Source organism: Paraburkholderia sediminicola, from assembly GCF_902859805.1.
Taxonomy (GTDB): domain Bacteria; phylum Pseudomonadota; class Gammaproteobacteria; order Burkholderiales; family Burkholderiaceae; genus Paraburkholderia; species Paraburkholderia sediminicola.
Window position 1 is genome coordinate 370,912 of the sequence record NZ_CADIKC010000003.1, and the last position, 18,908, is coordinate 389,819.

The 18,908-nt window shown below is 61.5% G+C and carries 15 protein-coding genes and 1 other RNA gene; 8 read left to right on the plus strand and 8 right to left on the minus strand.

What is annotated here, in order from left to right; genetic code table 11:
• Window positions 1-4: 4 nt before the first annotated feature.
• From fdhF to R8871_RS14005, 3 genes are read right to left on the minus strand one after another with little or no spacing between them, the layout of a single operon-like run.
• On the minus strand, window positions 5-2,980 hold the full coding sequence (fdhF, locus tag R8871_RS13995; protein WP_175050996.1) for a formate dehydrogenase subunit alpha: 2,976 nt from the start codon (window positions 2,978-2,980) through the stop codon (window positions 5-7).
• Window positions 2,981-2,994: 14 nt separating this feature from the next.
• Window positions 2,995-4,566, minus strand: a complete 1,572-nt coding sequence (locus R8871_RS14000) for a formate dehydrogenase beta subunit (RefSeq protein WP_175050997.1) — start codon at window positions 4,564-4,566, stop codon at window positions 2,995-2,997.
• Window positions 4,563-5,048 (minus strand): NAD(P)H-dependent oxidoreductase subunit E, encoded by a 486-nt coding sequence (locus tag R8871_RS14005; protein WP_093639199.1) that lies wholly within the window; start codon window positions 5,046-5,048, stop codon window positions 4,563-4,565. Before R8871_RS14005 ends, R8871_RS14000 begins: the two co-directional genes overlap by 4 nt.
• Window positions 5,049-5,182: 134 nt before the next feature.
• On the opposite strand from R8871_RS14005, the gene R8871_RS14010 reads away from it, so the two are divergent.
• A complete protein-coding gene (locus tag R8871_RS14010) occupies window positions 5,183-6,262 on the plus strand; it encodes a substrate-binding domain-containing protein (protein ID WP_175050998.1) in 1,080 nt (359 codons plus the stop codon).
• A 109-nt stretch (window positions 6,263-6,371) separates the two neighbouring features.
• On the plus strand, window positions 6,372-6,638 hold the full coding sequence (locus tag R8871_RS14015; protein ID WP_054037237.1) for a hypothetical protein: 267 nt from the start codon (window positions 6,372-6,374) through the stop codon (window positions 6,636-6,638).
• 117 nt (window positions 6,639-6,755) lie between these two features.
• Here the strand turns inward: R8871_RS14015 and R8871_RS14020 are convergent, their stop codons facing one another.
• The 5 genes from R8871_RS14020 to ompA all read right to left on the minus strand — a co-directional run bounded on the left by R8871_RS14020 (window position 6,756) and on the right by ompA (window position 10,254).
• Window positions 6,756-7,124 (minus strand): COG4315 family predicted lipoprotein, encoded by a 369-nt coding sequence (locus R8871_RS14020; RefSeq protein WP_175050999.1) that lies wholly within the window; start codon window positions 7,122-7,124, stop codon window positions 6,756-6,758.
• A gap of 259 nt (window positions 7,125-7,383) precedes the next feature.
• Window positions 7,384-7,753: a transfer-messenger RNA gene (gene ssrA, locus R8871_RS14025) on the minus strand.
• Window positions 7,754-7,940: 187 nt separating this feature from the next.
• On the minus strand, window positions 7,941-8,654 hold the full coding sequence (locus R8871_RS14030) for an HAD family hydrolase (RefSeq protein WP_175051000.1): 714 nt from the start codon (window positions 8,652-8,654) through the stop codon (window positions 7,941-7,943).
• 33 nt (window positions 8,655-8,687) lie between these two features.
• Complete coding sequence (gene ubiG, locus R8871_RS14035) at window positions 8,688-9,386, minus strand: bifunctional 2-polyprenyl-6-hydroxyphenol methylase/3-demethylubiquinol 3-O-methyltransferase UbiG (protein WP_175051001.1); 699 nt, start codon at window positions 9,384-9,386, stop codon at window positions 8,688-8,690.
• Between the two features lie 220 nt (window positions 9,387-9,606).
• On the minus strand, window positions 9,607-10,254 hold the full coding sequence (gene ompA / locus R8871_RS14040; RefSeq protein WP_028200089.1) for an outer membrane protein OmpA: 648 nt from the start codon (window positions 10,252-10,254) through the stop codon (window positions 9,607-9,609).
• A gap of 492 nt (window positions 10,255-10,746) precedes the next feature.
• On the opposite strand from ompA, the gene gyrA reads away from it, so the two are divergent.
• From gyrA to R8871_RS14070, 6 genes are all read left to right on the plus strand, one after another.
• Complete coding sequence (gyrA, locus tag R8871_RS14045) at window positions 10,747-13,383, plus strand: DNA gyrase subunit A (RefSeq protein WP_175051002.1); 2,637 nt, start codon at window positions 10,747-10,749, stop codon at window positions 13,381-13,383.
• A gap of 123 nt (window positions 13,384-13,506) precedes the next feature.
• A complete protein-coding gene (locus R8871_RS14050; RefSeq protein WP_007180881.1) occupies window positions 13,507-14,109 on the plus strand; it encodes a DUF2059 domain-containing protein in 603 nt (200 codons plus the stop codon).
• Window positions 14,110-14,466: 357 nt separating this feature from the next.
• On the plus strand, window positions 14,467-15,549 hold the full coding sequence (serC, locus tag R8871_RS14055; RefSeq protein WP_175051003.1) for a 3-phosphoserine/phosphohydroxythreonine transaminase: 1,083 nt from the start codon (window positions 14,467-14,469) through the stop codon (window positions 15,547-15,549).
• A gap of 78 nt (window positions 15,550-15,627) precedes the next feature.
• Entirely contained in the window at window positions 15,628-16,710 is a 1,083-nt protein-coding gene (gene pheA, locus R8871_RS14060; protein WP_175051004.1) for a prephenate dehydratase, read from the plus strand.
• A gap of 81 nt (window positions 16,711-16,791) precedes the next feature.
• Window positions 16,792-17,904: a histidinol-phosphate transaminase gene (hisC, locus tag R8871_RS14065; RefSeq protein WP_175051005.1), complete on the plus strand. Its 1,113-nt coding sequence runs from the start codon at window positions 16,792-16,794 to the stop codon at window positions 17,902-17,904.
• 49 nt (window positions 17,905-17,953) lie between these two features.
• Window positions 17,954-18,895 (plus strand): prephenate dehydrogenase, encoded by a 942-nt coding sequence (locus R8871_RS14070; RefSeq protein ID WP_175051006.1) that lies wholly within the window; start codon window positions 17,954-17,956, stop codon window positions 18,893-18,895.
• Window positions 18,896-18,908 lie beyond the last annotated feature (13 nt).

Sequence of the window (18,908 nt, forward strand, 5' to 3'; positions counted from 1 at the left end):
TGCCTCACTTACCCGACGTTGCGTTGGCCAACTCGCGCTGCTTCAGCAGATCGAGCTGCTCCGTGTTGAAGCGCGAGTAGTCCTGCTGCCATTGCGACGGCTGTTCGACCGGCATCACCTGCACCGCCGTCACCTTGTACTCGGGACAGTTGGTGGCCCAGTCCGAGCTATCGGTGGTGATCACGTTCGCGCCCGATTCGGGGAAGTGGAACGTCGTGTAGACGACGCCCGGTTGCATCCGCTCGGTCACCTTCGCGCGCAATACGGTTTGTCCCGCGCGCGATTCGATGCCGACCCAATCGTCATTCCTGATGCCGCGTTCTTCTGCGTCGTGCGGATGGATCTCGAGACGGTCTTCGTCGTGCCAGCGCGAATTCTCGGTACGGCGTGTCTGCGCGCCGACGTTGTACTGCGACAGAATGCGGCCTGTGGTGAGCAGCAGCGGGAACTTGCGCGTGACCTTTTCCGGCGTGGCGATGAACTTCGTGATCACGAACTTGCCCTTACCGCGCACGAAGGTGTCGATGTGCATGGTCGGCGTACCGTCGGGCGCGTCCTCGTTGCATGGCCACTGGATGCTGCCGAGCTCGTCGAGCTTCCTGTACGACACGCCATGGAAGGTCGGCGTGAGACGTGCGATCTCGTCCATGATCTGCGACGGATGCGCGTAGTCCATTTCATAACCGAGTGCGCGCGCGAGCATCACCGTAACTTCCCAGTCGGCGTAACCCGGCACCGGCGGCATCACCTTGCGCACGCGCGAGATGCGGCGTTCCGCGTTGGTGAAGGTGCCGTCCTTCTCGAGGAACGAGGAACCCGGCAGCAGGACATGCGCGTACTTAGCGGTTTCGTTGAGGAAAATGTCCTGTACGACGATGCATTCCATCGACGACAGCGCCGCCGACACGTGATGCGTGTTCGGATCGGATTGCACGATGTCCTCGCCCTGGCAGTACAGGCCCTTGAAGGTGCCGTGCACGGCGGCGTCGAACATGTTCGGAATGCGCAGGCCTGGTTCGGGCTGCAGCGTGACGTTCCATGCTTCCTCGAACAATGCACGCGTGATCGAATCGCTGATGTGGCGATAGCCCGGCAGTTCGTGCGGGAACGAGCCCATGTCGCACGAACCCTGCACGTTGTTCTGCCCGCGCAGCGGGTTCACGCCGACGCCTTCGCGGCCGATGTTGCCAGTCGCCATCGCCAGATTTGCGATGCCCATCACCATCGTCGAACCTTGCGCGTGTTCGGTGACGCCGAGGCCGTAATAGATCGCGGCATTGCCGCCGGTGGCATAGATGCGGGCGGCTTCGCGGATGGATGCGGCGGGCACGCCCGTGAGTTCTTCGGTCGCTTCCGGCGCATTCTCTGGCAGGGCGACGAACGCACGCCATTGCTCGAACGCGCGCGTTTCGCAGCGCTCGGCGATGAAGGCTTCGTTCAGCAAGCCTTCGGTCACGATCACATGCGCGAGTGCATTGACCACGGCGACGTTGGTGCCCGGACGCAATTGCAAATGATGTGAAGCCTTGACGTGCGGCGTGTCGACGATATCGATGCGGCGCGGATCGACCACGATCAGCTTCGCGCCTTCGCGGATACGGCGCTTCATGCGCGAGCCGAACACCGGGTGGCCGTCGGTCGGATTGGCGCCGATCACCATGATGACGTCGGCCTTGTCGACCGAGGCGAAGGTCTGCGTGCCAGCCGATTCGCCCAGCGTGGTCTTCAGGCCATAGCCAGTCGGCGAATGGCAGACGCGCGCGCAGGTGTCGACGTTGTTGTTGCCGAACGCGGCGCGCACGAGTTTCTGTACGAGATACGTTTCTTCGTTCGTGCAGCGCGACGACGTAATGCCGCCGATCGAATCGCGGCCGTGCTTCGCCTGAATGCGGCGGAATTCCGACGCCGCGTACGTGAGCGCTTCTTCCCAGCTGACTTCACGCCACGGATCCGTGATCTTCGCGCGGATCATCGGCTTGGTGATGCGGTCCTTGTGCGTCGCGTAGCCCCAGGCGAAGCGGCCCTTCACACACGCGTGGCCTTCGTTGGCCTGGCCGTTCTTGTGCGGCACCATCCGCACGACCTGGTTGCCCTTCATCTCGGCCTTGAACGAGCAGCCGACGCCGCAATACGCGCACGTGGTGACCACCGAATGTTCGGACTGGCCGAGCATGATGACGGTTTTCTCCTGCAAGGTCGCAGTGGGGCATGCAGCGACGCATGCGCCGCACGACACGCATTCCGATTCCATGAACGGCTTGTTTTCGCTCGCGGCGACGCGCGATTCGAAACCGCGCCCGGCGATGGTCAGTGCGAACGTGCCCTGCGTTTCTTCGCACGCGCGTACGCAGCGATTGCAGACGATGCACTTCGACGGATCGTACGTGAAGTACGGATTCGATTCGTCCTTCTTGTCCTTCAGATGGTTCGCGCCATCGAAGCCGTAGCGCACTTCGCGCAGGCCGGTGACACCTGCCATGTCCTGCAATTCGCAGTCGCCGTTGGCGGGGCAGGTCAGGCAGTCGAGCGGGTGATCGGAGATATACAACTCCATCACGTTACGGCGCAGCGATTGCAGACGATCGGTTTGCGTGCGGACCTTCATGCCGGCTTCGACAGGCGTCGTGCACGAAGCGGGATAGCCGCGTTTGCCTTCGATCTCGACGAGGCACAAACGGCACGAGCCGAACGGTTCGAGCGAATCGGTCGCGCAGAGCTTGGGTACGTTGACGCCGGCTTCGACGGCGGCGCGCATCACGGACGTGCCGGCCGGAACCGTCACGGCCTGGCCGTCGATTTCCAGCGTGACGTCGACGTCGGCATGACGCGCGGGTGTGCCGTAGTCGGTGTCGTCAAAGAACGAACGGGGCGCACGTTGCGCTTGTGCCTGCGATTTGCACGCGCAATTACCGGAGCCGCAGCCGCCCCCAACGGGGACTTCCTTCGGGGCGCCGGCAGGGGAGTTGAGCACATCGGACATGTGAAGCTCCTGGGTCAGGCCGCAGCCGCTTTGGGCGCGAGGTCGTGTACGTTGTCGAGACCGAAGTCTTCGGGGAAATGGTCGAGCGCGGACAACACCGGGAACGGCGTCATGCCGCCCATCGCGCAGAGCGAACCGGATACCATCGTGTCGCACAGATCGCGCAACAACTGCACTTGCCGCGTGGACGTATCGCCATTGCGGATCCGTCCGATCACTTCGACGCCGCGCGTCGAGCCGATCCGGCACGGCGTGCATTTGCCGCACGATTCCAGCGCGCAGAAGTGCATCGCGTACTGCGCGAGTTCGGCGAGATTCGACGTGTCGTCATGCACGACGATGCCGCCGTGGCCGACCACTGCGCCGACGGCCGCGTACGCTTCGTAGTCCATGGGGATGTCCCACTGGCTTTCCGGCAGATAAGTGCCGAGCGGGCCGCCGACCTGCACGGCGCGCGCCGGGCGTCCGCTTGCCGTGCCGCCGCCATAGTCATAGAGCAATTCGCGCAGCGTGACGCCGAATGCGAGCTCGACCAGACCGCCTTGCTTCACATTGCCGGCGAGCTGGAAGGGCAGCGTGCCGCGCGAGCGGCCCATGCCGAAGTCTTTGTAGAAAGCAGCGCCGCGCGCGAAGATGATCGGCACCGTTGCGAGCGTGATCACGTTGTTGATCACCGTCGGCTGGCCGTAAAGGCCGACTAGCGCCGGCACCGGCGGCTTCGCGCGCACGATGCCGCGTTTGCCTTCGAGCGATTCCAGCAGCGCGGTTTCCTCACCGCAGACATAAGCGCCTGCGCCTTTCGCCACGAACAGTTCGAAGCGATGCGCCGCCGAGCCGAGCACGCTGTCGCCGAGCCAACCGGCGGCGCGCGCTTTGGCGATCGCGGCTTCGAGCGTCGCGATCGAGTGCGGATATTCGCTGCGTACGTAGATATAGCCGACTGTCGCACCCGTCACGACGCCCGCGATGATCATCCCTTCGATCAGCACGTACGGGTCGCTTTCCATCACGAGGCGGTCGGAGAAGGTACCGGAGTCGCCTTCGTCCGCATTGCAGACGATGTACTTCTGCGCCGCTTTGGCACCGCGCACCGTGCGCCATTTGATGCCGGCGGGGAAGGCTGCGCCGCCGCGGCCGCGCAGGCCGGATTCAATCAGCGCTTCGCAGGCGGCGTCGCCGTCGGTTTGCAGGGCTTGCCTGAGACCTTCGAGGCCGCCGTGGGCGACGTAATCGTCGACGGAAAGCGGATCGGTAATACCGATGCGCGCGAAGGTCAGGCGTTGCTGCTTCTTCAGATACGGGATGTCGTCGACCACACCGACACGGCGGGCATGCTCGCCACCTTCGATGAAGCCGGCGTCGAACAGCGCGGCCACGTCGCTTTCTTCGACGTTCGCATAGCCGATGCGGCCTTCAGCCGTCGCCACTTCGACGAGCGGTTCAAGCCACAACAAACCGCGCGAACCGTTGCGAACCAGTTCGATTGCAATGCCGCGGCGTGCGGCTTCCGATTCGATCGCCTGAGCCAGTGCATCGGCGCCGAGTGCGAGTGCCGACGAATCGCAGGGTACGTATATGCGCGTCATGCTGTGACCTCCACGCATTTGCTGGCGGCGGCGAAGAGCGCGTCGAATTTTTGCGGTGTCACTTTCGCGTGCAGCGTGCCGTTGACCATCATCGCCGGCGACAGTGCGCATTGGCCGAGGCAGTACACCGATTCCAGTTCGACCGTCTCACCATGCCGATGCTCCGCATCAAAACGGCAACCGGTGTGCGCCTCGATATGCTGCGCGAGCGCTTCGGTGCCCATGCTGCGGCATGCTTCCGCGCGGCACAGTTGCACCGTGACGGGCGCCGCGGGCTGCGTGCGGAAATGGTGGTAGTAGGTTATGACGCCATGCACTTCCGCGCGCGACAGGTTCATGGCACGCGCGAGAGGCGCAACCGTGTCGGGCGGCACGTAGCCGAGTTCGTCCTGAATGGCGTGCAGTACCGCTAGCAGCGACCTGCCCGGTTGCGCGTGACGCTGCACCAACTGCTCCGGCGCGACGGCGATGGAATCGTCCAAGTGGGGGCTCCTCCAAAGTCATATATGCACTTGTTATTCATAATGCGTGCACTTATGCTTCGTATATTCGATATGGGATAGCCGAACAATAGGCGGGTGATACGCCTCGTGCAATAGGAAAGAGTTGAGCATATATGATCAGGATCGAGTGCCAGGCGCAGCTGGTTGTGAAGGGCCCGGATGGCCGTGAGGCAAGCCTGTCGGACGTCGTGCCGCTGCTCGCGTTGGTGGACGAGTCCGGCAGCATCGCGCAGGCGGCGACGCTTAAGGGTTTGTCCTACCGTCACGCGTGGGGTTTGTTGCGCAGCATCGAGGAGCGTTTGGGTGGCCCGTTGATCGCGAAGGAACGTGGGCGCGGCTCGGTGTTGTCCGAACTCGGTCAGGCCGTACTGCGCGCGCAGCGTCTGTGCGGTGAGCGGCTCGACGGCAACATGCAGGCGCTCGCGAGCGAAGTCGCCAGCGAATTGAACCGCTGGCTCGCGCCGGCCGCCGACGACGTCCGGATCTACGCGTCGCACGGTTACGCCGTGGCGGCGCTGGTGACGGCATTGGTCGCGAACGACTTGCCGGTCGATATCAAATACCGCGACAGCGCAGACGCGGTCAGCGCGCTCGCTCGTGGCGAATGTGATCTGGCCGGCTTTCACTTGCCGCTAGGCGAGTTTCGCGCGGCCTGTGCGGATACCTATCGACGTTGGCTCGATCCGCAGCGTCACGTGCTCGTGCATCTGACGAAGCGCAAGCAGGGGCTCTTTCTCGGCAAGGGGAATCCAAAGGGAATCGGCGGCCTGAGTGATCTTGCGCGCGACGACATTCGCTTCGTCAATCGTCAGCCTGGTTCCGGTACGCGCATGCTGCTCGATCTCGCGCTACGAAAAGTCGGGGTCGATCCGGATCGGGTCAATGGTTATGCATCGGCGGAACTCACGCACTCGGCGATCGCGGCATTCGTGGCAAGCGGCATGGCGGATGTGGGTTTCGGCGTCGAGCCGGCGGCGCATCACTTCGGGCTCGACTTCATTCCGATCGTCGATGAAGACTATTACTTCGCCTGCGACCGCGCCCGGCTGGAGCGCGCGCCGCTCGCAACGGTGATCGGTTTGCTGCGCGGCGCGGCGTTTCGGCATAGCGTTGAACAGCTCGAAGGCTACGATCCACGCGACTGCGGCAAGCTTCTCGATCTCGATGCGGGGCTTGGTCCTGATGCGTCGTAAGCGACTGTAAACAAATTGGCGCCATCGCCGCTGCGAGGGGCGTTTGTTTGGGATAATCTCTATCCTTCCGCTTACGCCTTAACCGCGCGCTACGCCGCGCTGAACCGATATGAAAGTTCTTCTTCACGCATGTGCTGCGGCAGCGACGGCCGGGGTGCTTCTCGCCACCGCTTCGGTTGCTTTCGCCCAGAATTCGCCGGGTGTGCCGGGCGGTATCCTGCAAGATCAGTTCCGTCTTGCCGAGCATCCGCAGATGCCGTTTGCGGCGTCCGCGCCCTCGGACAAATACCAGTCCAACAAAAAATCAGCCATGCGCAAGCGTGGCGACAACGGCGATCCGAACGGGTGTAATTTGCAGTGTCCTAAAGACGAATAAGCGCTTTCGTGTTCCGCTTTTTGAGTGTGTTCAAAACGCCGGCATGTTGCCGGCGTTTTTCGTTTTAGTGATTTTATAGAGTCTCTCGGTTCTGGCCCCTCGTTCAGCGACGAGCGCTTATGGCTTTGCCGTGTGCCACATGTCCTTGAAGCCGTCCCCCTTCATGTCGCCCGCTTGCTTGTCGGCCGCGTAGCGATACAGCGGATGGCCTTTATACGCCCATTGCTGTTTGCCATCGGCGGACGGAATCACGGTCCAGTCGCCTGAGGGCTTGTCCGACGCGCTCGCCATGGCCGCCGGCCAGTTGCTCATACAGCCGCCGGTACAGGCGCTCATGCCGGGCGTGGTGTCTTTGTCGAAGGTATAGAGCGTCATACCGTCCGCGGTAACGAAGCGGCCGTCGACGATTTTCGGGGCTTCAGCAAAAGCAGTTTGTTGCAGTGCGAGGAGAGTCAGCGTGGAGAGGCATAAGAGAGTCTTGCGCATGATGTCGGCTCCTGATTTTGGTGTTGGTCTCGCGCGGAACGCGGTGTGCGGTCGCGCGTGGGGAATAAACGATTGGACGAATGCGTTTATTCCCTTGGCCTCACGCGGCTTTCTTCGACACCCGCCATCCCCGCCAGCAAAAAGGCCCGCTCGATGAGCGGGCCTTCTGTTTTTATAGGTAGCCAACAAAAAACCCGCAAGCAGCAGGCCGCTTACGGGTTTTGAGTGAGTCTTGATGGTGCAGCCTGAAACAATGTTCTGGTGGAGGCGGCGGGAATCGAACCCGCGTCCAGAAGCACTCTACGACTAGTTCTACATACTTAGTTCTGTCATTTGATTTAACCACCACGACGCGGACGAACACGCTGCGTGACGGCGATTCACTAGATTTTCGACCTTGGCGTCGTGACGCCGCCAAGACTTAACTGACGTATATGACCTCTGTCGGTATTGCTACCGGTCTTGCGACTCTAGCCCGTCAGTGAACTAGGCAGAGGACGGCGGCCCTTAGGCTGCCAGTGCGAACGTTTCGTCGTTTGCAGTTACGTTTTTCCCATTGATTAACGAGGTGACGGGTCCTCGGTATGCCCTAGCCGCTTCGCAACCCCTGTCGAAACCAGGTCGCCCCCGCGGTTCGTTGCCCAAAATGTCTGAGCCAGACGGAGATTTTACAATAGTTTGACGGCCACGTCCTGGCTGATTGGCTTGTTGCCTGGCCGTGCCGGTGGGTTGTCGATGCATAGCGGCAAGACGCCGCTATGCATTGCGTGTGGCGTGTCTGCGGTGTTCGCTATTTGCGTTCATCCGCGCCGTGGTTCAGCCGATGTCGCGCAGGAGCTTCTGCAATTCCGCGGGCGAGTGCACGACATGCTGCGCGTGCCATTGCGTCGGCGGAATGTCGTTGCCGCAGTAACCGTAGGCGGCCGCGATGGTCTTCATGCCGGCCGCGAAACCCGCCTGCACGTCGCGCAGGTCGTCGCCGACGTAGACGATGCGCTCCGGCACCACATCCAGCTCACGCGCGGCGTGCAACAGCGGCGCGGGGTGCGGCTTCGAATGCGGAGTCGTGTCGCCGCTCACCACGCAGCCGGCGCGCTCTTCGAGGCCGAGTTGCGCGATCAGCGGCTCGGTGAGCCTGGCCACCTTGTTCGTCACGATGCCCCAGCGCACGCCCCGTGCGTCGAGATCGTCGAGCAATTCGGGGATGCCGGGAAACAGCGTGGTCTCGATGCACAAGTCCGCTTCGTAGTTGGCGAGAAACTCCTCACGCATCGACGCGAACTCGTGATCTTCAGGGCCGATTCCGAAAGCCCCGCCGATCAGCCCGCGTGCGCCAGCCGACGCGAGCGGCCGCAGGTTTTCGAGCGGCACCATCTCGAGGCTGCGATCGTGGCGCATCTTGTTGACGGCGGCCGCCAGATCGGGGGCGGTGTCGGCCAGCGTTCCGTCGAGGTCGAACAGAACAGCCTGGCAAAGACCGAGCGCGTCGTCGTTATCTTCGCGTTGGGGCAGGGGCGTGGGATCGCTCATTGATTGGATTGAGTCCAGGCAGGTCGGGGCGGATCAGACGTCGCGACGGCAGGCGAGCATGTAGTTCACGCTCGTGTCGGCGGACAGCGTGAAATGCTTGCTAAGCGGGTTATAAACGATACCTTTGATGTCGGCCGTACGCAGATCGGAGGCGCGTACAAAGCTTGCCAATTCCGACGGGCGAATGAAGCGCGCGTAGTCGTGCGTACCTTTAGGCAGCATCCGCGCGATGTATTCGGCGCCGATCACTGCAAACAGATACGACTTCACATTGCGGTTCAGCGTGGAGAAAAACACCCAGCCGCCCGGTTTCACGAGCGTTTTGCATGCTTCGACAATGGCGGCCGGTTGGGGCACGTGTTCGAGCATTTCCATGCAGGTAACGACGTCGTAAGTGCCCGGTTCGCGGGCGGCGAGTGCTTCGGCGGCGATTTCTTCGTAACTGACGGTTACACCACTTTCAAGGCTGTGAAGATCCGCCACGCCGAGCGCCTGGCTCGACAGGTCGATTCCCTTCACATGCGCTCCCAATCCCGCCATCGACTCCGACAGAATGCCGCCGCCGCAGCCGATATCCAACACGGTTTTGCCGGCGAGATGCGCGTGGGCGTCGATCCAGCTCAGGCGAATCGGGTTGAGTTCATGCAGCGGTTTGAATTCGGCATTCGGGTCCCACCAACGATGCGCGAGGTCGCTAAATTTCTGCAGTTCGTGGGGATCGGCGTTGGTCATAGCGGAAGCTGCCTCGATGAGAGCGTTGAGCGGGCGCTCGAGGATAAACCCTGAGTATATAGGCCGGGCGACGGGGCGGCAAAATGCCGCGCGGTGGCTGGCGCGTGCTGTTCCGGTAGATCAGGCGTGCGCTCGGAGGAGAAGGCGAGCGCGCGCCCGCAACTGCGGCATAAAAAAAGCCCCGCCGAAGCGGGGCTTTGATACTGCGGTAACTTGGAGCTTACTGCTTCGAAGTACCGACAACTTCGACTTCCACGCGACGATCCGGTGCGAGGCAGGCGATGAGTTGCTTGTGGTTCTTCTGGTTGCAACCGGTCGTGACCGGGTTGCGCTTGCCCTTGCCTTCCGTATAGATACGGTTGGATTCGATGCCCTTGCTGACCAGGTATGCCTTGACAGCTTGAGCACGGCGCAGCGACAGACGGTCGTTGTACTTGTCCGAACCGATACGGTCCGTGTAACCCGTTGCGACGACGACTTCCAGGTTCAGCGCGCCGATCTTCGATGCCAGATCGTCCAGCTTTTCCTTGCCAGCCGGCTTCAGGATAGCCTTGTCGAAGTCGAACAGAGCGTCAGCTTGATACGTAATCTTTTGGCTCGTAATAGCCGGTGCAGGTGCGACCGGAGCCGGCGGGGTCGGAGCCTGGGCAACCAGGGCGCCATCGCACTTAGCGTTGGCCGTTGCCGGCGTCCAGAATGCATCGCGCCAGCAAAGCTCGTTCGTGCCGTTCATCCACACGTATTCGCCGGTACCATTCACCCAGTTGTCGTTCGTAGCTTGTCGCGACGCCGGCACCGATTGCGCCATGGCGGATGCAGCCATAACTGCGGTAGCTGCAATGAACGCGAGCTTTGAAAGTTTATTCATATTTCTCCTCTCGAAATTGAGATTACCGCAGGTTTACTGCGAGCCTGTTGACGAAGACAAGTCATACATTGCTCGAAGTATAACATCGGTGTAGAACAAAAAACGTGCTGTGTAGACTTCGAGCAGTGTCTAACTCTTTGTGCGTTGGCATTTTGCCATATCGTTCCCTTCCAACGATAAAAAAATCTGCCCCCGATCAAATCACCCTCCAATTGTGGTGCATGCGCAACAGAAGCAATCCGCTGGAGGGGCCGCCAGTCATGGCTGAGCGGCGAATTGCCCTACGCACAAATCGAGCCTGCCCCCACTTCGTCATGCGGCGTTCAGGCGCCGTTCCCGCTCGTCTGCTAATAGGTATACGTACCCCAGCCGGGGGCGGATGCGCGGCATGTTAGAATCGCGTGATGCGTTGCGCCTGCAATGCTTACGCGAAGGCGCGGCGAGGTGAGGTCAGCTTCACGCCGTCGCCTTGGCACGTAAAAGATACGGATAATGGATCAATTCGCCAAAGAGACTCTGCCAATCTCCCTAGAGGAGGAAATGCGCCGTTCGTATCTCGATTACGCGATGAGCGTGATCGTGGGGCGTGCGCTTCCCGATGTTCGCGATGGCCTGAAGCCGGTGCACCGGCGCGTGCTGTACGCGATGCACGAACTGAACAACGACTGGAACCGGGCGTACAAGAAGTCGGCTCGTATTGTCGGCGACGTCATCGGTAAATATCACCCGCACGGCGACACGGCTGTTTACGACACCATCGTTCGGATGGCGCAGAATTTCTCGCTGCGCTACATGCTGGTGGATGGTCAGGGCAACTTCGGTTCGGTCGACGGCGACAACGCCGCGGCAATGCGCTACACCGAAATCCGCATGGCGAAGATCGGCCACGAGCTGCTGGCCGATATCGACAAGGAAACCGTCGATTTCACACCGAACTACGACGGCAGCGAAAACGAACCGGCCATCCTGCCGGCGCGTATTCCCAATCTGCTGATCAATGGCTCGTCCGGTATTGCGGTCGGCATGGCGACCAATATCCCGCCGCATAACCTCAATGAGGTTGTCGACGCATGTCAGCATCTGCTGAAAAACCCGGAAGCCACGATCGACGAACTGATCGAGATCATCCCGGCGCCTGACTTCCCAACCGCCGGCATCATCTACGGCGTGGCAGGGGTGCGCGATGGTTACCGCACCGGCCGCGGCCGCGTCGTGATGCGCGCGCTCACGCACTTCGAGGAAATCGACCGCGGTCAGCGCATGTCGATCATCGTCGACGAGCTGCCGTATCAGGTGAACAAGCGCTCACTTCTGGAGCGCATCGCCGAGCTGGTCAACGAGAAGAAGCTCGAAGGCATCTCCGACATCCGCGACGAATCCGACAAGAGCGGCATGCGCGTCGTGATCGAGCTGAAGCGCGGCGAAGTGCCTGAAGTGGTTCTCAACAATCTGTACAAGGCGACCCAGCTTCAGGACACCTTCGGCATGAACATGGTCGCGCTGGTCGACGGCCAGCCGAAGCTGCTGAACCTGAAGGAAATGCTGGCGTGCTTCCTGTCGCATCGCCGGGAAGTGCTGACGCGGCGCACTGTATACGAACTGCGCAAGGCTCGCGAACGCGGCCACGTGCTCGAAGGTCTGGCTGTTGCGCTTGCCAACATTGACGAGTTCATCTCGATCATCAAGGCCGCGCCGACACCGCCGATCGCCAAGCAGGAATTGATGGCTCGTCCGTGGGATTCGTCGCTGGTGCGCGAAATGTTGTCGCGCGCCGAGACGGAAAACGCGTCGGCCGGTGGTCGTGAGGCTTATCGCCCTGACGGTTTGAATCCGTCGTTTGGTATGCAGTCCGACGGCCTCTACCGCTTGTCCGACACCCAGGCTCAGGAAATCTTGCAGATGCGTCTGCAACGCCTGACGGGTCTGGAGCAGGACAAGATCATCGGCGAGTATCGCGAAGTGATGGCGCAAATCGCCGACCTGCTGGACATTCTGGCTCGCCCGGAACGCATTACGGCGATCATCGTCGACGAACTGACGTCGATCAAAGCCGAATTCGGCGACGCGCGCCGCTCGAAGATCGAGCTGAACGCAACCGAGCTGAACACCGAAGACCTGATCACGCCGCAAGAGATGGTCGTGACCATGTCGCACGCGGGCTATGTGAAATCGCAGCCGCTGTCCGAATACAGTGCGCAGAAGCGGGGTGGCCGAGGCAAACAGGCCACGGCGATGAAGGAAGACGACTGGATCGACACGCTGTTCATCGCGAACACGCACGATCACATTCTGTGCTTCTCGAATCGTGGTCGCGTCTACAGCGTGAAGGTCTACGAAGTGCCGCAAGGTTCGCGGAACTCGCGCGGCCGCCCGATCGTCAATATTTTCCCGCTGCAGGACGGCGAGAAGATTACGGTTGTCTTGCCGGTCAAGGAATTTTCGGCTGACAAATTCGTCTTTATGGGCACCGCGTTAGGAACCGTAAAAAAGACGCCGCTAGAAGCCTTTGGTCGCGTGTTGCGCAAGGGTATTATTGCGGTCGGTCTGGATGACGGCGACTATCTGATCGGCGCCGCGATCACAGACGGTCAGCATGATGTGATGCTGTTCTCGGATTCCGGCAAGGCAGTTCGCTTCGACGAGAACGACGTGCGTCCGATGGGCCGCGAGGCACGTGGCGTACGCGGCATGCAACTCGAAGACGGTCAGAGCGTGATTGCGTTGCTGGTGGCCGGCGACGAGCAGCAGTCGGTGCTGACAGCAACCGAAAACGGCTACGGCAAGCGCACGCCGATCATCGAGTACACGCGTCACGGGCGCGGCACGAAGGGAATGATCGCGATCCAGACGTCGGAGCGTAACGGCAAGGTCGTCGCCGCCACGCTGGTGGATCAGGAAGCGCAGATCATGCTGATCACCAATACGGGCGTGCTGATTCGTACGCGCGTATCGGAAATCCGCGAAATGGGGCGCGCAACCCAAGGTGTTACACTCATCAGCCTTGACGAAGGGACCAAGCTTTCAGGTCTGCAACAGGTTGCTGAGGCGGAAGCGGATATCGATGTGGAAGGCGACACCGAAGGTCCTGCCGAAGGCGACAACGGCGGTGAAGACGGTGGTGCGGCCTGATTTGCGTCGGTAGCTTTCAGTCTCAGTTATTGGTTGAAAGCTGCGCAGGGAACAATGGCGTGTCGGGCCGATACGCATCCCGCGCAGCTTGCAGTTCAAGTTAATTTCTCTTAGGGAGTAATGATGCAAAAACGATTCAAACAACTGATGTTGCTGGCTGCTCTCGTGCCGACCTTCGCTATGGCTCAAGCGCTTCAGAGCCCGGCCCCGGCGGCTCCGGCTGCTGCCGCTGCACCGGTTGATCCGGCCAAGCAGGCTGCAATCAAGGACTTGCTGGACGCAATCGACGCACAGAAGCTCGTCGGCGCGATCGGCAACAGCGCCCAGATGCAAGCCAAGCAGCTGGTTCCGGCTATCCTGTCGGACGCCCTGAGCGAAAACAAGACGATGACGGACAAGCAGAAGCAGGCTTCCGTCCCGACGCTGCAAAAGAACGCAGTGCCGAAGCTGGTTGACGGCGCAGGGCAAGTGTTCGCAACGGACAGCTTCCGCCAGGACGCAATGCAAGCTCAGTACGACGCTTACGCGAAGTATTACAGCACGTCGGAAATCAAGGATCTGACCACGTTCTACAAGAGCCCGACCGGCCGCAAGTTCATCCAGGTCCAGGACCAGGTTGGTCGCGACGTCGTGAATGGCTTGATGCAAAAGTACATGCCGCAATCGATCAAGGCAACGCGTGACCAGGCTGACAAGGAAGTCGCTTCGGTCAAGCCGGCTAAGTAAATTGGGTAAATAAGCTGGCTGAATAAGCCAGCGAGTTGAGCCAAAAGGTCGAAAGGCTGCGCTGACATCGCGCTAGCCGCCGCTCGGTAAGCTATATGGCGTGCCGGGTTTGGCGGGTTGGCGGTGACAATGCGATAATGGCCGTTTGCGCACACGCGCAGACGGCCATTTTCTTTTTTGGGCGCGGAAATGTTGCCAAACGCGTGTTGCTAAGCGTGTATTTCCAAACGCGTGTCGCTCAACTCGCGCTGTCGAGTTTCGCGTCGCAAACTTTGCAATGGCTGCCTTCGCGGCTGCCAACTTCGCCGATTTTTGCGCGATCTGTTCGTTTTTCGCGCCAGCTTCCAGGATCTCACGATGCGCGTCTTTAATTTCTCCGCCGGCCCCGCTGCCATGCCCGAAGAAGTGCTGCGTCAGGCAGCCGACGAGATGCTCGATTGGCAGGGCAGTGGCATGAGCGTGATGGAAATGAGCCATCGCGGCAAAGAATTCATGTCGATCCACGAGGAAGCGCTCGTCGATCTGCGGGACTTGCTCGCGGTGCCCGCCAGCCACCGCATCCTGTTCCTGCAAGGCGGCGGTTTGGGCGAAAACGCGATCGTGCCGATGAATCTGATGGGCGCGAAACCGCGCGCGGATTTCGTTGTGACCGGTTCGTGGTCGCAAAAGTCGCTGAAAGAAGCGCAAAAGTACGGCACGGTCCATCTGGCAGCCAGCGGTCAGACGGCAGACGGCTTCACGCGCGCGCCGGCTCGCTCGGAATGGCAACTGTCGGACGATCCGGCGTACGTGCATCTGTGCACCAACGAAACCATTCACGGCGTCGAGACGTTCGAGATTCCCGACCTCGGCGATATTCCGCTGGTGGCGGACGCTTCGTCGCACATCCTGTCGCGCCCAATGGACATCGCCAAATACGGCGTGCTATTTGGCGGCGCGCAGAAGAACATCGGCATGGCGGGCGTGACTGTCGTGATCGTCCGCGAAGACATGCTGGATCGCGCGCAGGCGATCTGCCCGTCGGCGTTCGAATGGAAAACCGTCGCCGAGAACAATTCGATGTACAACACGCCGCCCACGTACGCGATCTACATCGCGGGGCTGGTGTTCAAGTGGTTGAAGAAGCAGGGCGGCCTTACCGCGATGGAAGCGCGTAACCTCGAGAAATCGAAGCTGTTGTACGACACGATCGATTCGAGCAGCTTTTATCTGAACAAGGTCGAGCGTGGCTCGCGCTCGCGGATGAACGTACCGTTTTTCCTCGCCGACGAGTCGCGCAACGAAGATTTCCTGGCCGGCGCGAAAGCGCGGGGAATGGTGCAGCTAAAGGGCCACAAGTCCGTCGGCGGCATGCGGGCGTCGATTTATAACGCTGTCCCGCTCGAAGGCGTCAAAGCGCTTGTCGAATACATGAAGGAATTCGAACAGCGCAGCGCCTGATCGTCTTAGACATTCAGGCACGCGCATCCTTTCCAGCACGCATTTGTGCAGCAGCTACCGGCAGGGCCGTTTTCACGCATGGACGACGAACTCAATACCCGACTCAAACCTCTTCGCGAACGCATCGACGCGCTCGACGCGCAGCTGATCGCGCTTCTCAATCAGCGTGCCGCAGTGGCGCTCGAAGTGGGCGAAGTGAAGAAGCATTTCAACGCACCGGTGTTCCGCCCTGAGCGCGAACAGCAGGTGATCGCGCGCCTGCAGGATATGAGCGACGGCCCGCTGGCCAGCGAGCATATCAGCGCGATCTGGCGCGAGATCATGGCCGCGAGCCGCGCGCTCGAAAAGAGCATCAGGGCCGCGTATCTTGGCCCGGTTGGTACGTATAGCGAACAGGCGATGCACGAGTACTTCGGTCAGTCGATCGAAGGTCTGCCGTGCCCGTCGATCGACGAAGTATTTCGCTCGGTCGAAGCTGGCGCCGCCGAATTCGGCGTCGTGCCGGTCGAGAATTCGACCGAAGGCGCGGTGTCGCGCACGCTTGATCTGTTGTTGCAAACGCAGCTCACGATCGGCGGCGAACTGGCGCTGCCTATTCACCACAATCTGTTGACGCTGAACGGCAGCCTCACTGGCGTGACGCGAGTGTGCGCGCACGCGCAGGCGCTCGCCCAGTGCCAGCGCTGGCTCGCAACCAACGCGCCGCATCTCGAGCGCCAGGCGGTGTCGAGCAATGCCGAAGCCGCGCGCATGGCGGCGGAAGATCCGACGGTTGCAGCCATCGCAGGCGATCGCGCGGCGACCCACTACGGTCTGCAAGTCGCGTATGCCCTGATCCAGGATGATCCGCACAACCGCACGCGTTTCGTGATGATCGGCAAGGAGCGCACTGGCGTCAGCGGGCACGATCAGACGTCGTTGATCGTTTCGGTGGCGAACGAGCCCGGCGCCGTGTTCAAGTTGCTGGAGCCGTTGGCGCGCCACAGCGTGTCCATGACCCGTTTCGAGTCCCGTCCGGCGCGCGTCGGCACGTGGGAGTACTACTTCTACATCGACGTCGAAGGCCATCGCGACGAGCCGGCGGTTGCCGCCGCACTCACCGAACTCGGTCAGAAGGCCGCGTTCCTGAAGATACTCGGCTCGTATCCGCGTGCTCGTTGATGTCGGCCCAGGCGCGCGCACGCGGTCCGGGCGCGCCTGTCGCAGGTCCACTTACTACTAATTAGTCGTTCGGAGATTTTCATGACAACGTCCTTCGGTCCTTCCTATGTGCGCGCGATCGCGCCTTACATCGCCGGCAAGCCGATTTCGGAAGTAGCCCGCGAGTTTGGCCTCGACGAAGCGACCATCGTGAAGCTCGCGTCGAACGAAAATCCGCTGGGCATGCCGGAATCGGCGCAACGCGCCATGGCCCAGGCGGCCAGCGAACTCGGTCGCTATCCGGACGCGAATGCATTCGAACTGAAGGCCGCGCTGAGCGAGCGCTACGGCGTGCCGGCCGAGTGGGTCACGCTCGGCAACGGCAGTAACGACATTCTCGAAATTGCTGCGCATGCGTTCGTCGAGAAGGGTCAGTCGATCGTCTACGCGCAATACTCGTTCGCCGTCTACGCGCTTGCCACGCAAGGCGTGGGCGCGAATGCGATCGTCGTTCCGGCCGTCAGGTACGGCCACGACCTCGACGCGATGCTCGCCGCGATTACGGACGACACCCGACTGATGTTCGTCGCGAATCCGAACAACCCGACCGGCACGTTCATCGAAGGCGCGAAGCTCGAAGCGTTTCTCGACAAGGTGCCGCGCAACGTGGTCGTCGTGCTCGATGAGGCGTACACGGAATATCTGCCGGAAGAAAAGCGCTACGACTCGATCGCGTGGGTGCGCCGTTATCCGAATCTGCTGGTCTCGCGCACGTTCTCGAAGGCGTTTGGCCTCGCCGGCCTGCGCGTCGGCTTCGCGATCGCGCAGCCTGAATTGACTGATCTGCTGAACCGTCTGCGTCAGCCGTTCAACGTGAACACGCTGGCACAAGCCGCGGCGATCGCAGCGCTGAACGACAAGGCGTTTCTGGAAAAGAGCGCGGCTCTGAATGCGCAAGGCTATCGTCTTTTGACCGAAGCCTTCGACAAACTCGGCCTCGAGTATGTGCCGTCGGACGGCAACTTCGTGCTGGTGCGCGTCGGCAATGACGACGCAGCCGGCAACCGCGTCAATCTCGCGTTGCTGAAACAGGGCGTGATCGTTCGTCCGGTCGGTAACTACGGATTGCCGCAATGGCTGCGCATCACGATCGGCCTGCCGGAAGAAAACGAAGCGTTCCTCGCGGCGCTCGAAAAGACGCTCGCCCCCGCGTAAGCGATTGACCTTGACCCGCGCGCTTCACCTTATGAAGGTGCGCTTTTTAGTGACCGACGTGGCCGCGTTTTCTTTTAATAAGCTGGTGATTTTCGGTGTCGGCCTGATCGGCGGATCGCTCGCGCGCGCGCTGCGTGAACGCGGCGAGGCGGCAGGCGCGCGAACCGTGGTTGGTGTCGGGCGTTCGTCCGCGTCGACGGCGCGCGCGCTTGAGTTGGGTGTGGTCGATGAAACCGCGGCGTTGGGTGACGACGCGGCGTTGCGTGCGGCGTTGTCCGGTGCCGATTTCGTGCTGCTTGCCGCACCTGTCGCGCAGACTCAGCCGCTGCTCGAACGCATTGCGCCGTTTCTCGACGCAGGCACGATCGTCACCGATGCCGGCAGCACCAAGTCCGACGTGGTGGCTTCCGCGCGCGCGGCACTCGGCGTACGCATCGGCCAGTTCGTGCCGGGACATCCGATTGCCGGCCGTGAAGCGAGCGGCCCGGATGCGGCGTTGCCCGATCTGTACGTGAATCGCAATGTCGTGTTGTGTCCGCTGCCGGAGAACGCACCGGAGGCGGTCGAGCGCGTTGCTGCGATGTGGCGTGCAACCGGCGCCTGTGTGCGGGAAATGACGCCCGAGCAGCATGACCGCGTGCTCGCATCGGTCAGCCATTTGCCGCACGTGTTGTCTTTCGCGCTGGTCGAGCAGATTCTCAATTCGCCCGACGCCGCGCTGAAATTTTCATTCGCCGCCGGCGGCTTCCGTGACTTCACGCGTATCGCCGCGTCGAGTCCGGAAATGTGGCGCGATGTGTGCGTGGCGAATCGCACCGCGCTGCTCGACGAACTGGATGCCTACACGGCGGTGCTCGCGCGCTTGCGCGCGGCGATCGAAGCCGGCGACGGCGCCGCGCTCGAAGCCGTGTTCGCGCGCTCGCGCGTCGCGCGCAGCGAATGGCAGGAACAGCGCAGTGCGGGAGCCGCTCTCGGCGACGCCTCGAAATAACCGGAACTGGACT

What these genes read in the sequence shown, in the direction of transcription:
- R8871_RS14015 (WP_054037237.1), top strand. Translation starts at nt 6,372, where the DNA reads ATGAAAGTTCTTCTTCACGCATGTGCTGCGGCAGCGACGGCCGGGGTG.
- hisC (WP_175051005.1), top strand. Translation starts at nt 16,792, where the DNA reads ATGACAACGTCCTTCGGTCCTTCCTATGTGCGCGCGATCGCGCCTTAC.
- pheA (WP_175051004.1), top strand. Translation starts at nt 15,628, where the DNA reads ATGGACGACGAACTCAATACCCGACTCAAACCTCTTCGCGAACGCATC.
- R8871_RS14000 (WP_175050997.1), bottom strand. Translation starts at nt 4,566, where the DNA reads ATGACGCGCATATACGTACCCTGCGATTCGTCGGCACTCGCACTCGGC.
- serC (WP_175051003.1), top strand. Translation starts at nt 14,467, where the DNA reads ATGCGCGTCTTTAATTTCTCCGCCGGCCCCGCTGCCATGCCCGAAGAA.
- R8871_RS14010 (WP_175050998.1), top strand. Translation starts at nt 5,183, where the DNA reads ATGATCAGGATCGAGTGCCAGGCGCAGCTGGTTGTGAAGGGCCCGGAT.
- fdhF (WP_175050996.1), bottom strand. Translation starts at nt 2,980, where the DNA reads ATGTCCGATGTGCTCAACTCCCCTGCCGGCGCCCCGAAGGAAGTCCCC.
- ompA (WP_028200089.1), bottom strand. Translation starts at nt 10,254, where the DNA reads ATGAATAAACTTTCAAAGCTCGCGTTCATTGCAGCTACCGCAGTTATG.
- R8871_RS14020 (WP_175050999.1), bottom strand. Translation starts at nt 7,124, where the DNA reads ATGCGCAAGACTCTCTTATGCCTCTCCACGCTGACTCTCCTCGCACTG.
- ubiG (WP_175051001.1), bottom strand. Translation starts at nt 9,386, where the DNA reads ATGACCAACGCCGATCCCCACGAACTGCAGAAATTTAGCGACCTCGCG.
- gyrA (WP_175051002.1), top strand. Translation starts at nt 10,747, where the DNA reads ATGGATCAATTCGCCAAAGAGACTCTGCCAATCTCCCTAGAGGAGGAA.
- R8871_RS14030 (WP_175051000.1), bottom strand. Translation starts at nt 8,654, where the DNA reads ATGAGCGATCCCACGCCCCTGCCCCAACGCGAAGATAACGACGACGCG.
- R8871_RS14050 (WP_007180881.1), top strand. Translation starts at nt 13,507, where the DNA reads ATGCAAAAACGATTCAAACAACTGATGTTGCTGGCTGCTCTCGTGCCG.